Origin of the sequence: Streptomyces sp. NPDC047049 (assembly GCF_040643995.1) — a bacterium.
GTDB lineage: Bacteria > Actinomycetota > Actinomycetes > Streptomycetales > Streptomycetaceae > Streptomyces > Streptomyces mooreae.
The window spans coordinates 409,971-423,378 of sequence record NZ_JBEYVM010000004.1 but is presented as its reverse complement, the minus strand read 5'-3'; the positions used below and the strand labels follow the sequence as shown (position 1 = coordinate 423,378).

The following is a 13,408-nucleotide window of genomic DNA, read 5'->3' as shown; positions in this document are numbered from 1 at the left end:
GGCAACTACCCGCGCACGCAAGCGCCGTCATGGGACGACTGCGGGACCGGACGTCACCCGCGGGCGTAGTGTCAGCCTCTGTGACGACGTCGAATCCTTTCTTCGAGCCGAGTGATCTGCCCTACGCGCTACCGCCTTTCGCGCGGATCCGGAACGATCACTTTCTTCCCGCCTTTGACCGCGGCATAGCCGAGCAGCTGGACGAGATCGCGGCGATCGGTTCCTGCGCCGAACCGGCGACCTTCGAGAACACCGTGGAGGCGCTGGAGCGCAGCGGCGCCCTGCTGGGCCGGGTGTGCAGGGTGTTCTTCAACAAGGCGGCGACGGATACCGACGAGGAGATCCAGGCGCTCGAGGTCGAGATCGCTCCCCGGCTGGCCGCCCATGACGATGCGCTGCTGCTCGACTCCGCGCTGTTCGCCCGGCTGGACGCGCTGCATGGGCGACGCGAGCGGTCCGGATGGGACACCGAGCAGTTGCGGCTGCTGGAGCGGCACCACACGAACCGGGTCCGGGCCGGCGCCCGCCTCGCCCCGGAGCAGCAACAGCGCCTGCGCGAGCTGAACGCCGAGATCGCTGCCCGGAGCACCGAGTTCGGGCAGAACCTCCGGGCGGCCACTGCGGACGCCGCGCTCGTAGTGGACCGTGCCGAGGAGCTGGCCGGCCTGCCCGCGGACCAGATCGCGGCCGCCGCCGAGAACGCCCGCGCGCTGGGGCACGAGGGCAAGTACGTGCTCAGCCTGAAGAACTTCTCCCAGCAGACCGAGCTCGCCGCGCTGGACGATCCTGCGCTGCGCGAGCGGCTGCTCGCCGCGTCCCTCGGTCGCGGTGCCGGCACCAACGGCCCGGTCGCGGTCGCGCTGGCCGCCCTGCGTGCCGAGCGCGCCGCCCTGCTCGGCTACCCCAGCCATGCCGCCTGGGAGGTCGCGGACGGGACCGCCGGCAGCACGGACGCCGTCGAGGAATTGCTCGGCCGGCTGGTCACCCCCGCCACCGCCAATGCCGAGCGGGAGGGCGCCGCCCTGGCCGAGGCGGCCGGCGTGGCCACGATCCGCGCGGCGGACTGGCAGTACTTCTCGGAGCGGGTGCGCAGGGAGCGGTTCGCGCTCGACGCGTCGGTGCTGCGGCCCTATCTGGAGCTGGAGACCGTGCTGCACGACGGTGTCTTTCATGCCGCCGAGCTGGTCTACGGGATCACCTTCACCCCGCGCCCCGACCTGGTGTCGTACCACCCGGACGCCCGTATCTACGAGGTGCACGACACCGACGGCAGCCCGCTCGGGCTGTACATCGGCGACTTCCACGCCCGCGAGTCGAAGCGGGGCGGCGCCTGGATGGACGCCCTCGTCCCGCAGTCCCGGCTGCTCGGCCACCAGCCGGTCGTGGTCAACAACCTGAATGTCGCCAAGCCTCCGGCGGGCGAGCCGGTGCTGCTGACCTGGAGCGAGGTCAACACGCTGTTCCACGAGTTCGGGCATGCGCTGCACGGCCTGTTCTCCGATGTCCGCTACCCGCTGCTGTCCGGCACCCAGGTGCCGCGTGACTTCGTCGAGTTCCCCTCCCAGGTCAACGAAGTGTGGGCGGACTGGCCGGAGATCTTGTCCCACTACGCCCGGCACCACGTCACCGGCGAACCGATGCCGGCCGAACTGCCGGCCCGGCTGCGCGAGGCGGAGAACTTCGGCGCGGGCTTCCGGATGGTGGAGCACCAGGCCGCCGCGGTGCTGGACTGGGCCTGGCACTCCCTCTCCCCCGGCGAGGCACCGGCCGCCGACGAGGCCGAGGCCTTCGAGGCGGCCGCGCTGGAGCGCTACGGGCTGTCGGTGTCCGCGATCCCGCCGCGCTATCGCACCGGCTACTTCGCCCACATCTTCAGCGGCGGCTACGCGGCCGGGTACTACGGCTACCGCTGGGCGGAAGTGCTGGACGCCGACACCGTGCGCTGGTTCCGCGAGAACGGGAGGACGATCCGCGAGAGCGGTGAGATCTTCCGCCGGAAACTGCTCGGCAAGGGCGGCAGCGTCGACCCGCTGGGGGCGTTCCGTGCGGTGGTCGGCCGGGACCCGGACCTCGCGCCGCTGCTGGCGCGCCACGGGCTGGAGGGCTGATCCCGGCAGTGCCGCGCGGGCGCCGGGGGCCGGTGCGGCGAGACCGGCGGTTGCCGTGTGGCGGCAAGGGCCCGAAGACAGGTCCTGGAGCCGCCGCCGGGCCGTCGGCCGGTCTCAGCCGGCGGCGTACCGGTGCTGCCGCTCCCCGTGGAGGCGGCCCGGCGGGAGCTTGCGGCCGAACGCGACCAGCAGCAGGTCCTGGGCGGCGCCGGTCAGCGGTGTGCCGGTCCCGAAGGACCAGTCGAGGTCGTCGGCGCGAAGCTCGACACCGCTGAGGTCGGCTCCGAAGAACCTGGCGGACCTGGGGGTGACCTTCTCCAGGAGGAGGCGTACCCGGTCCTCGGGAACGCGGCGGCCGAGGCCGAGGGCGACCGTGATGTCCAGGCCGTGGACCACGTCGTGCCCCAGCGCCGACGCGAGGCCGCCGACGGGCGGTGTCCAGGGGTGATGTGCGTGGTCCCGCAGGAAGCCGGCGAGTTCACCCGTGGTGGCGGCCGCCGCGTCCCTGCGGGCGCACCGGTCGGCCATCCGGTGGATGCTGCCGCGGGCTCGGACGAGTTCGGCGGCCACCTTGGGGAGCGAGTAGCGGAACCCCATTGACATATGGGCCGCGACCTCGCGTACCCGCCACCCCGCGCACAGTGTCGGCGCCGCCCACTGCTCGGCCGTCAGGCCGTCCAACAGGTCGGCCAGTTCCCGGCGTTCGGCCGCGATCGCCGCTTCGATGTTCATCCGGCTGCTCCTCCCCCATGAGGGTTCCTCTCGTGAACTGCCTCCGGCTTCCAGGATCTTGTGCGCTCGTCCATAAGTCCAAGAGCTGGCTCTTCTCCTCTCTAGAATTAGCAGTTATGGAACTTCGGCAGCTGCAGTACTTCGTCGCGGTGGTGGAGGAGGCCGGCTTCACCCGTGCGGCTGCCCGGCTGCATCTGGCGCAGCCCGGGGTGAGCGCCCAGATCCGGCAGCTCGAACGGGAGTTGGGGCAGCCGCTCCTGGACCGCTCCGGCCGTACGGTGACCACGACGGAGGTGGGCCGGGCCGTCCTCGCCCATGCGCGGGCGGCGCTCGCCGCCGTGGACGAGATACGGCAGACCGTGGACGAGTTCAGCGGGCTGCTGCGCGGTCGGGTCCGGGTCGGCCTGGTCTCCGGCGCCGGTACCCGCAGATTCGATCTGGCGTCGCTGCTGGCCGATTTCCACGATGCGCATCCGCAGGTCGAGATCTCCCTCACCGAAGAGACGGCGGAGCGGATGCTCGCGGCACTGCTCGGCGGCGCACTCGACATCGCCGTGACCGGGCTGGCGGACGAGCGGCCACCGGCCGGCCTCTCCTACCAACTCGTGATCGACGACCCCCTGGTCGCCGCCGTGGCGCCGGGCGACCCCCTCCTGGCGGCGCACGCCGGCCGTACGAGCGTGCCGCTGGCCGCGCTCCGCGAGCGCCCGCTGATCAGCCTGCCGCGCGGCACCGGTCTGCGCGGGGTGCTCGAACGCGCCTGTGCACAGGCCGGGTTCCGGCCCCGCATCGCCTTCGAGGCGTCCGTCCTGCCGGTGCTGGCACGGCTCGCGGCCCGTGGCCTCGGCGTGGCCGTCCTCCCGGCGCTGCCGGCGCACGAGGCGTCAGCCGCCGGGCTGCGGACGCTGGAGATCACCGGGCCGCGGCTGCGCGGCCGGGTCGCCCTGGTCTGGCGGACGGAGGGGCCCGCCGGTCCTGCGGCCAGAGCCCTGCTGGGCCGGCTGCGTACCGCCCTTCCCGAACCGGGAAGCCGCAGGGAGCCGCCGGCCACGCCGCTCACCGGTGACGCCCGGTCCGCGGCGGACGGCGGCCCGGATCACCAGGCCGCGGGCGCGTAGTCCTTCAGGAAGCAGCCGAACAGATCCTCGCCCGCCTCACCGCGGACGATCGGGTCGTACACCCGGGCCGCGCCGTCGACCAGGTCGAGGGGGGCGTGGAAGCCTTCTTCGGCCAGGCGCATCTTGTCGGGGTGCGGGCGCTCATCGGTGATCCAGCCGGTGTCCACGGCCGTCATGAGGATGCCGTCGGTCTCCAGCATCTCCCGGGCGCTGGTGCGGGTGAGCATGTTCAGCGCCGCCTTGGCCATATTGGTGTGCGGATGGCCGGCGCCCTTGTAGCCGCGGCTGAACTGGCCTTCCATCGCCGAGACGTTCACCACGTACTTACGGCGTGCGGGGGCCGCCGCCATCGCCGGGCGCAGCTTGCTCACCAGCAGGAAGGGCGCGGTCATATTGCACAGCTGGACTTCCAGCAGCTCGATGGGGTCGACCTCGTCCACCTTCTGGATCCAGGTGTTGGTCGGGTGCAGATCCGGTACGAGGCCGCCGGCGTCGATCGCGGTGCCCGCCTCGATGCGGGCGGGGGTGGCGGAGCCCGTGGTCAGGGCGAGGGCGGTGATGTCCTCGGCACTCAGCGCGCCGGCGGTGGCGGAGGCGGCGGTGAGGGCGGCGGGCGCGCCGCTGCCGAAGTGGCCGAGGACGACGGAGGCGGGCAGCTCCCCGGCGGGCAGCGGGGCGGACTCGGCGGTGATCAGCTGTCCGTACGCCTCGGGAGAGCGGCGTACGGTCTGGGCGGCGTTATTGATCAGAATGTCGAGGGGGCCCTCGGCGCTCACCGTGTCGGCGAGCGCGATGACCTGGGCCGGGTCGCGCAGATCGATGCCGACGATCTTCAGCCGGTGCAGCCACTCCGCACTGTCCGGCATCGCCTTGAAGCGGCGGATGGCGTCGTTCGGGAAGCGGGTGGTGACGGTGGTGTGGGCGCCGTCGCGCAGCAGGCGGAGGGCGATGTACATGCCGATCTTGGCCCGGCCGCCGGTGAGCAGTGCGCGCCGGCCGGTGAGGTCCGTGCGGGCATCGCGGCGGGACCGGTTCTCCGTGGCGCACGGCGGGCACAGCTGGTGGTAGAACGCGTCGACCTCGACGTAGCGCGACTTGCAGGTGTAGCAGGACCTGGGGCGCTGCAGGATGCCGGCGATCTGAGTGGTCACGGAGCTGGTGAGGGCCAGTCCCTGGGTCTCGTCGTCGATCCGGTCGGGCGCACCGGTGGCCGTGGCCGCGGTCACCGCACGGTCGTTGGCGGTCTTGGCCGCCCGGCGTTCCTGCCGGCGGCGCTGCTTGACCTTGCGGTAGATCCCGGCAGTGGCGCGCCGTATCGCGATCGCGTCAGGGTGGTCGACGGGCAGCGCGTCGAGCTCCTCCAGCACGCTCAGGCAGACCGCCATCCGCTCCGAGTCGATACCCGTGCCATCGGCCCGGCCTGTTTCGGTCACCGTCATCGCCGCTGCCGCTTCCCTGGGATCGTGTGTTCTATTCACGCTTCGGCGGAACTTTACGTAGCGGGGGGCCGCGGCGCCAAACCCGGCGGGGGCGCTCGCGCTGGTGAGCGCCCCTGCCGAGGGGCAGCAGCGGCTGGGGGGGGCGCCGCGGCCGGTGAGCACCGCCCCGCCGCTCCGGGCCGGTCCACCAACACGGCCAAGGGGCCCGGCGCTCCCCGCACCGGGCCCCTCACCCTTGCCGACTCCCCCGCATCGACCGACGTCCACCCCTACCGACGGCCTTCTCTGTCGAGGTCCGTCCCTACCGACGTCCGTCAGCTCGCCGGGTCGTGGTTCAGCTCGATGTCGAACGCGCTGTTCCCGTCCGCCCCCAGGTGCAGCGGGGTGGCGACCGGCGGATAGCCGGCGGCGATCAGGGTGTACTCGCCGCTGTCGAGGTCGGTGAAGACGTACTCACCGTCCTGACCGCTGGTGGCGCTGGCCACCACGTTGCCCGCCGGGTCCAGCAGGGTCACCCGGGCGTCGTCCACCGGGCCGCCGCGCGCCGTACGGACGGTGCCGCGGACCTGGGCGCCGGGCGTCAGCCGGACCTCGTACCAGTTGCGGCTGCCCGAGGTGACCTCCACCTGGAGGGCGGACGGGCGGTGCTGCTCGGCGCTGACGGCCAGGGTGTAGCTGCCCGGGGTCAGCTCACCGAACGCGAAGCCGCCGTCCTGGCCGGCCACGCCCGAGGCCACGACCTCGCCGCGTACGTCGGTGGCCACGACGAGTGCGCCGGGCACCGGTTCGTCGCCCTTCTCCTCGCGGACCTCGCCGCAGAGACCGGCCGCGCCGCTGAGGGTCAGGTCGAACGCGACGGGCTCTCCGCCCACCACCACGGTCACGGCCTGCGGCCGGCGTGCCCCGGCGGAGCCGATCAGTACGTAGGTGCCGGCGCCCGTCGTGGGCAGGGCGTAGCCGCCGTCGGCCGCGGTCGACGTCCGGCCGAGCTGGCGGCCGCCGACGCTGATCAGGGTGACCGCGGCCTGCGCCACCGGCCTGCCGTCGCCGTCCCGGACGGTTCCCCGGATCACCGGGCCGCTGGTGCCGGTCGCGCGGTCCGCGGAGGCCGAGGGGGCCGCGGCGAGGACCGGTACGGCGTCGGCGGCCGGGGCATCGGCCGGCGCCTGCGGATCGGCAGCGCCGGTGTGTCCGGCCGCGTCCTCGGCTCCGTTCGCCGCGCCGTCGACGGCGTCCCCCGCGCCCTTGGCGGACTCCGCCTCGGCATCGGCCTGCGCACGTGCCTGCAGACCGGAGATCTGCCGCAGCGGCATCTCCTTGATGAACCACATCAGCACGAAGGCCAGGGCGACGACGACCGCACCCATCAGGAACACGGTGTGCATCGAGTCGGCGAAGCCGCGCTTGAACGGCTCGGCCAGCCGCGGATCGAGGTGCTGGATGAACGACGAATCGCTGAGCACGCCCGAGGAGTTGCCGTTGCCCGGGTGCTTGAGCATGTCCAGCACGGGCTTGTTGGCCGGGTCGCGCAGTACCGCGGGATCGTGCAGTGCGGCCTGGAAACGCTCGGTGGACGCGGCGTCCTTGAACGCCGAGGAGATCTTGTCGCCGACCGTGCTGAACAGCACGGACAGGAAGATCGCGGTACCTGCCGTGGCGCCCATCTGCCGGAAGAAGGTGGACGAGGCGGTCGCCACGCCCATGTCCCGCGGCGGCACCGCGTTCTGCACGGCCAGCACCAGGGTCTGCATACAGCCGCCCAGGCCCAGGCCGAAGACCAGCATGTAGACCATGGTCTCCCACAGCGGGGTGTCCCACTGGACCCGGAAGTGGAAGAGCAGCATCGCCGCGATCATCAGCGCGGTGCCGATGATCGGGAAGATCTTGTAGCGGCCGGTCTTGGCGGTGATCTGGCCCGACGCGATGGAGGCGATGAACATGCCCGCCATCAGCGGCAGCATTTCCAGGCCGGACTTGGTGGGGCTGGCGCCCTTCACGATCTGGAGGTACTGCGGGATCATCAGCATCCCGCCGAACATGCCCATACCGATCAGCACGGACAGCAGACTGGTCTTGCTGAAGGTCCCGTTGCGGAACAGCCGCATCGGGATCAGCGCGTCGTCGCCGATCCGGCGCTCGACGAAGATCCAGGCGATGATGCCGACGACCCCGATGGCGTAACAGGCGAGCGACCGGGACGAGTCCCAGCCCCACTCCCGGCCCTGCTCCGCAACGAGCAGCAGCGGTACGACGCCGACGGAGATGGTGAGCGCCCCCCACCAGTCGATGCGGTGATCGCGCCGGGTGTGCGGGATGTTGAGCACCTTCGCGACCACGAACAGCGCGATGATGCCGATCGGTACGTTGACCAGGAAGACCCAGCGCCAGCCGGTGATGCCCAGCAGTTGGTCCTGTCCGGCGAGCGCCCCGCCGATCAGCGGGCCGGCCACGCTGGAAGTGGCGAAGGTGCCCAGCATGTAGCCCTGGTACCGGGCGCGTTCGCGGGGCGGGACGATGTCACCGATGATCGCCAGCGCCAGCGACATCAGACCGCCGGCGCCCAGGCCCTGCACCGCCCGGAAGGCGGCGAGTTCGGTCATCGAGGTGGAGAACGTGCACAGCACCGAACCCGCGACGAAGATGCTGATCGCGGCCAGGTAGTACGGCTTGCGGCCGTACAGGTCGGACAGCTTGCCGTACAGCGGGGTGGCGATCGTCGAGGTGATCAGGTAGGCGGTGGTCGCCCAGGCCTGCTCGCTGAGGCCGTGCAGATCGTCGGCGATGGTCCGGATCGACGTGCTGACGATGGTCTGGTCGAGCGCGGCCAGGAACATCCCCAGCATCAGGCCGCTGAGGATGGTGAGGATCTGACGGTGACTCAGGATTCCGGGTTCGGGTATCGCCTCGGCTCCCGCGGCGGGTGGGGAGGTGGCTGTGCTCATGTACGTATGTCTCCCTGCTCCACGGCGCCGCCCTGGTCTCCCCCGGGGCCCAGCCGTGTGTGTTGTCGTTCTGCCATGTCTTCGTTGAGACGGCCCAGCAGCCGGATCAGGTCGGCCCGGTCCTCGGGCGACCACGGTTCGAGCAGCGCGGCCAGTTCGGCATCCCGCTGACGGCGGTAGTGCGCGAAGGCCGCGCGCCCCGCGTCGGTCGCCGCCAGCAAGGACCCGCGGCGGTCCTCCGGGTCGGGGCGACGGGTCACCAGCCCTCGCTCGACCAGCGAGCGCACCTGGCGGCTGACGGTCGACAGATCGAGGAACGCGTCGGCGGCCAGATCGGTCGCCCGCTGGTCCCCGCCGACGACCAGCCTGGCCAGCAGCACCCGGTCGGCGGCGCCACCGTCGGTCTTGGCGCGCTGTTTCCACGCGGCGATCAGGCGCGAGAATCGGACGATCTCCGTTCCCAGTCCGGCGGCCGCCTCGTCCAGCCCCGACGAGGCGGTGACCTGCACAGCAGCCCGGTCGCAGGCGTGGACCGTGCCCTTACTCATCGTCGTGATCCTTCGCGGTGCAGCGGTCGGTCCGCTGAATACATTGCTTGTATCCAGCAAGCATAGCGGCTGGAAGTGAGTGCTGCGCACCCCCGGCACCGGGCCATGGGAGAGGGGGCGGGCGGCAGAGAGGAAGAGGCGGGGGTGAGAAGGTACGTCCGGCGGACCGGCAGACCAAAGAGCCCTCCGCCCCCTCGACCGGCCGGGAGACCGCTGTGCACCTTTCCCCTGAACTACTCGCGCTGCTCCGCCGGCCGAGCACCTGCTTTCTGGCCACCTCGATGCCGGACGGCTCCCCGCAGGTGACCCAGACCTGGGTCGACACCGACGGCACCCATGTGCTGATCAACAGCGTCCGGAGCCATGTGAAGACCAAGAACATCGCCCGCGACCCCCGCGTGGCCGTCGCCGTCAGCGACCCGGACCACCCCGCGCGCTACTTCCAGGTACGGGGCCGGGTCGTCGAGACCACGACCGAAGGCGCGGTCGAGCACATCGAACAGCTCGCCCAGAAGTACCTCAACGCGCCCTACCCCTGGTACGGCGGCCGCGACGAGGAGCGGGTCCTCTTCGTCATCGCGCCGGAGAGCGTCAGCGGGACGGGCTGAGGCGCCTGTGGGATCAGCCCCGGACGAGGTTCGCGGGCCTGATGGAACGACGCCGGGGCGGGCGGCGGCGGGACGGCCGCCGGCTGAGCGGGGGCCGGCTGAGCGGGGTCCCGCGCCGGCTACGGCATGGCACCCTGGCCGGCGGACCGGTACCGCAGGACAGACGGAAGGGCATGACGATGAGTGCGGAGCACGGCACCCCCCGGCGGGCAGCGCTCGCGACCTGGCCGACGCCGCTGGAGCCGGCGCCGCGGCTGGCCCGTGCGCTCGGGCTCGGGGCGGACGACCTCTGGGTCAAGCGCGACGACCTCACCGGTCTCGGTGGCGGCGGGAACAAGGTCCGCAAACTGGAGTGGATCTGCGGTGCGGCGCTCGCCGAGGGCGTCACGACCCTGGTGACGACCGGCGCCGCCCAGAGCAACCACGCCCGGCTGACCGCGGCCGCCGGCGCGCGGCTCGGGCTCGATGTGGTGCTGGTGCTGGCCGGTGCGGCCGGCTCCACGGCCTCCGGGAATCTGGTCCTCGACGGCCTCTTCGGCGCCACCGCCGTCTGGGCCGGGGAAGTAGGGGGCGCACAGCTCACGGCCGCGGCGGAGGAGGTGGCCGCGCGGCTCCGGGAGCGGGGAGCCGTCCCGGCGCTGATTCCGCTGGGCGGTTCCAGCCCGGTGGGCGCGTACGGCTACGCCGAGTGCGGGCGCGAACTCCTCGGGCAGGCCCCCGACCTGGACACCGTCGTCGTCGCCCTGGGGTCCGGGGGCACGATGGCCGGCCTGGTGGACACCCTCGGCCCCGGCAAGGTGCTGGGCGTCGACTGCGGCGCGGTGCGCGACCCGGCGGGCACCGTCACCGGCCTGGTCAGCGCGCTGTCCGGCACCGTCCACGCGCCGGAGAGCCTGCGTCTGCGGCAGGACCAAGTCGGCGCCGGTTACGGCACGTTGACCGAGGAGTCGATGGACGCCCTGACACTGGCGGGCCGTACGGAGGGCATCGCGCTCGACCCCGTCTACACCGGGCGGGCGCTGGCCGGGCTGCGGGCGGCGGTGCGGGACGGAAGCGTGGTACCCGGGCGGCGCACCGTCCTGCTGCACTCCGGTGGCCTGCCCGGCCTGTTCGGCCACGGCGATGCCGTCGCCCGGTGCCAGGAAGCGCTCACGGTCCTTCCCGTCCACGGGTGAGCTGTCGGTCGGCGCTTGGCTGCGCGGCAAAGGCGTGAGACCGGCCGTCGTACGGCTCTGGGAGACCGGCCAACTCGCCCTGGCCGGCGGCTCCTACGAGCGCACCTCGCTGCTCGCCGCGCTGCGCAGGACGCCGAGGTCCACGGTGGCGACCCCTACGCCTACGAGGACTGGGAGGGGCTGCGGGTGGCCGAGGGCTCCGCGACGGTGGCGCTGCGCACGGCCGCGGAACTCGGCCGCCGGATCCGGAAGCACGTCATGCCGTGACATTCACGCGGCGCTCAGGTGTCCGCGCGTCCGGGCTCCGTACCGGCGTCGCGGGCGGCGGCCGGTGTCGTGTCCTGGGCGCCTGTCAGGTCCTGGGTCAGAGCGACGCGGGAGAGCAGCACCGCGCCCCACAGGACCAGTCCGACGCCCAGCGCCTCGGGCAGCAGCCACCAGCCGGCCCGTACCCGTTCGTCGAACAGGGTGACGCCCAGCGACAGGCTCACCAGCGCGTCGCCGAGCGTGAGGACCGGCTGCGAGGCGGTCAGCGGGCCGGACTGCATGGCGTTCTCCAGGAGGAAGATGGCCAGTACGCCGGTGGCCGCGAAGCCGTAGGTCTGCCAGGTGCTGAAGAACGCGGCGGGGCCGCCGGTCTGCCAGGCGTGGGTGGCGTCCTTCAGCATGGCCGCGGTGAGGGCGTACCCGACCGCTGTCGCCGCGGCGAAGCAGGCGGCCCGTACGCCGCCCGCCCCGCGGCGGAGCGCGGCACCGACCGCCGTGGCGATCACCGCGGCGCAGACCACCAGGGCGGGCACCCAGCGGTCGAACGGGGCGTGGGTGGTGCCGAGGGTGGGCGCGGCGGCGGCGAGGGCGGATCCGAGCCCGACGACGAGCAGCCCCACACCGATCCAGCCGGTGCGGGGGATCCGGCCGCCCAGCAGGACCCGTCCGATGAGCAGGGCGAGGGGCAGTTCGAGGACGAAGAGGGGCTGCACCACCGACAGTGCGCCCTGCGACAGCGCCAGCGCCTGGAAGCAGGCCGCGGCGACGACCGCGAGCATCCCGCCGAGCCAGACGGCCCGGTGCAGCAGATCTACGAGCAGGCCGAGGCGCAGTCCACCGGACAGCGGGACCGTTCGGGCGGCGCGCCGCTGCAGGACCGTGGCCAGCGCATTGCTGGCCGCCGCGAGCACGGCGAACACCACGGCCGGCCACGTGGTCACGGCCCACCTCCTCGTCGGCCGCCCGGACACCCGGCGGGGTCCGCGCCGCGGTGGTCGGGCGGCGGCGGGGCGGCGCTGCACTGGGCCCCGACGCTATCCGGCGGCCGGCCGGGACCGCCCGGCGACACGGGCGCCGGGGCCGCATTCGCCGGTCCGGACGGATGGTTCCCGGCTGCCGGGCGGCCGCACCCCCAGGGGCCGGGATCCGCATCCCCGGGTGCCGGGCGGCCGTCCCCAGGGGCGCCGTGCGGCCGTCCCCGGGGTGGCAGGCTGCGGGCGCAGGGGCGCAGGCCGGGCGAGCCCGGGCCTCGCCCGACCACCGGGGCACGCTGCATAAATCTCCCCAAACCAGGCATATTCCTGCTACCCGACATGGACGGCTGGTCAGGAATCCCTATGTCCTCTTTCTCTCCGCGATGGCCCCGATACGTCCAGTTCGCTCCGAGCGTCCTGGTCGCCGGAGGGCTCACCTGGGATGCGTTCTCACCGGCGGACTACTGGGGTGACCCGATGCTGACGGCCGCCGGCGTCACGGCCGGCGCGCTGCTCTCCCTGCGGCACACCCTGGCGATCGGCGCCGCCATCGTCGTGGGCGTCTTCGCGCTGACGGTCAAGGACGGCACCGCCGATAACCTCGAAGGCCATCTGGAGCTCGTCAACACCCTCTTCGCCGCGCTCATGGGCGTGGGGGTCAATCGGGTGATCGCCCGTTACGGACGCCATCTGGACGTCGTCCGTTCGGTGGCGGAGGCGGCCCAGCGTGCCGTGCTGCCCGCCCCGCCGGAACGCATCGGCCGGCTGGCCATCGCCGCCCGTTACCAGGCCGCGCAGAGCGAGGCCCGGATCGGCGGCGACGCCTACGCCGTCCAGCGCACCCCGTTCGGCGTACGGCTGATGATCGCCGATGTGCGGGGCAAGGGGCTCGGGGCGGTGAGCGCGGTATCGGTGCTGCTGGGTGCGTTCCGTGAGGCCGCCGAGCAGGAGCTGGATCTGAGGGCGCTGGCCGGCCGGATGGAGCACGCACTGCTGCGGGAGAGCGAGCACACCTCGGAGGAGAACCGGCTCGAAGGCTTCATCACGGCCCTGATCTGCGAAGTCCTCCCGGGGGCGGCAGGGCTGCGGCTGCTGAACTGCGGCCACCCCGCGCCCTACCTCTGCCACGACGACCAGGTGCGCGCACTGGAGGTCGACGATCCCGGCCTTCCCCTGGGGATGGGCGCCCTGGGCGCGGCACGGACCGGCCCCACCGACTGGCCGTTCCCGGCGGGCAGCACACTGCTGCTGATCACCGACGGCGTGACGGAGGCCAGGGACCACGCCGGAACGTTCTACGACCCCGCGACGCAGCTGTCGGACCACGGCCCGTTCCGGGGCCCCCGGGAATTGATCGACCGCTTGGCGGCGGATGTCGAGCACTGGACCGGCGGGCCGCGCGACGACGACATGGCGGTCCTCGCGATCACCCGCCAGGTACCGGGCCGCGGGAGACCCGCCCCGGAGGGAAGCGGCACCGAACACTGAGACGCGTTC

General features: G+C 72.7%; 11 protein-coding genes. 6 read left to right on the top strand and 5 right to left on the bottom strand.

Going from position 1 to position 13,408, the window contains the following annotated elements; translation table 11 throughout:
- Positions 1-29 precede the first annotated feature (29 nt).
- Positions 30-2,108, top strand: coding sequence for a M3 family metallopeptidase (locus tag ABZ851_RS13365; RefSeq protein WP_361125657.1), 2,079 nt, complete (start codon positions 30-32; stop codon positions 2,106-2,108).
- Between the two features lie 114 nt (positions 2,109-2,222).
- Here ABZ851_RS13365 and ABZ851_RS13360 read toward each other — a convergent pair whose 3' ends face one another.
- Positions 2,223-2,840, bottom strand: coding sequence for a maleylpyruvate isomerase family mycothiol-dependent enzyme (locus ABZ851_RS13360; protein WP_361125654.1), 618 nt, complete (start codon positions 2,838-2,840; stop codon positions 2,223-2,225).
- A 116-nt stretch (positions 2,841-2,956) separates the two neighbouring features.
- On the opposite strand from ABZ851_RS13360, the gene ABZ851_RS13355 reads away from it, so the two are divergent.
- Positions 2,957-3,958 (top strand): LysR family transcriptional regulator, encoded by a 1,002-nt coding sequence (locus ABZ851_RS13355; RefSeq protein ID WP_361125651.1) that lies wholly within the window; start codon positions 2,957-2,959, stop codon positions 3,956-3,958.
- Here the strand turns inward: ABZ851_RS13355 and ABZ851_RS13350 are convergent.
- The 3 genes from ABZ851_RS13350 to ABZ851_RS13340 all read right to left on the bottom strand — a co-directional run bounded on the left by ABZ851_RS13350 (position 3,937) and on the right by ABZ851_RS13340 (position 8,887).
- Positions 3,937-5,397 (bottom strand): SDR family NAD(P)-dependent oxidoreductase, encoded by a 1,461-nt coding sequence (locus ABZ851_RS13350; RefSeq protein ID WP_361125648.1) that lies wholly within the window; start codon positions 5,395-5,397, stop codon positions 3,937-3,939. The two genes, ABZ851_RS13355 and ABZ851_RS13350, sit on opposite strands and share 22 nt — an antisense overlap.
- A 314-nt stretch (positions 5,398-5,711) precedes the next feature.
- Positions 5,712-8,339, bottom strand: coding sequence for an MFS transporter (locus ABZ851_RS13345; protein WP_361125645.1), 2,628 nt, complete (start codon positions 8,337-8,339; stop codon positions 5,712-5,714).
- Entirely contained in the window at positions 8,336-8,887 is a 552-nt protein-coding gene (locus tag ABZ851_RS13340; RefSeq protein ID WP_336049745.1) for a MarR family winged helix-turn-helix transcriptional regulator, read from the bottom strand. The genes ABZ851_RS13345 and ABZ851_RS13340 overlap by 4 nt, the downstream gene beginning before the upstream one ends.
- A 215-nt stretch (positions 8,888-9,102) precedes the next feature.
- Here ABZ851_RS13340 and ABZ851_RS13335 point away from each other — a divergent pair, with 215 nt between their 5' ends.
- From ABZ851_RS13335 to ABZ851_RS13325, 3 genes are all read left to right on the top strand, one after another.
- Positions 9,103-9,495, top strand: coding sequence for a PPOX class F420-dependent oxidoreductase (locus ABZ851_RS13335; RefSeq protein ID WP_361125641.1), 393 nt, complete (start codon positions 9,103-9,105; stop codon positions 9,493-9,495).
- 173 nt (positions 9,496-9,668) lie between these two features.
- The gene (locus ABZ851_RS13330; RefSeq protein WP_361125638.1) at positions 9,669-10,670 is read left to right on the top strand and encodes a D-cysteine desulfhydrase family protein; all 1,002 of its coding nucleotides are present in this window, start codon (positions 9,669-9,671) and stop codon (positions 10,668-10,670) included.
- A 15-nt stretch (positions 10,671-10,685) separates the two neighbouring features.
- Positions 10,686-10,937 (top strand): hypothetical protein, encoded by a 252-nt coding sequence (locus tag ABZ851_RS13325; RefSeq protein ID WP_361125635.1) that lies wholly within the window; start codon positions 10,686-10,688, stop codon positions 10,935-10,937.
- Between the two features lie 14 nt (positions 10,938-10,951).
- Here ABZ851_RS13325 and ABZ851_RS13320 read toward each other — a convergent pair whose 3' ends face one another.
- A complete protein-coding gene (locus tag ABZ851_RS13320) occupies positions 10,952-11,878 on the bottom strand; it encodes a DMT family transporter (protein WP_361125632.1) in 927 nt (308 codons plus the stop codon).
- A gap of 396 nt (positions 11,879-12,274) precedes the next feature.
- Here ABZ851_RS13320 and ABZ851_RS13315 point away from each other — a divergent pair, with 396 nt between their 5' ends.
- Complete coding sequence (locus ABZ851_RS13315; RefSeq protein ID WP_361125629.1) at positions 12,275-13,399, top strand: PP2C family protein-serine/threonine phosphatase; 1,125 nt, start codon at positions 12,275-12,277, stop codon at positions 13,397-13,399.
- Positions 13,400-13,408 lie beyond the last annotated feature (9 nt).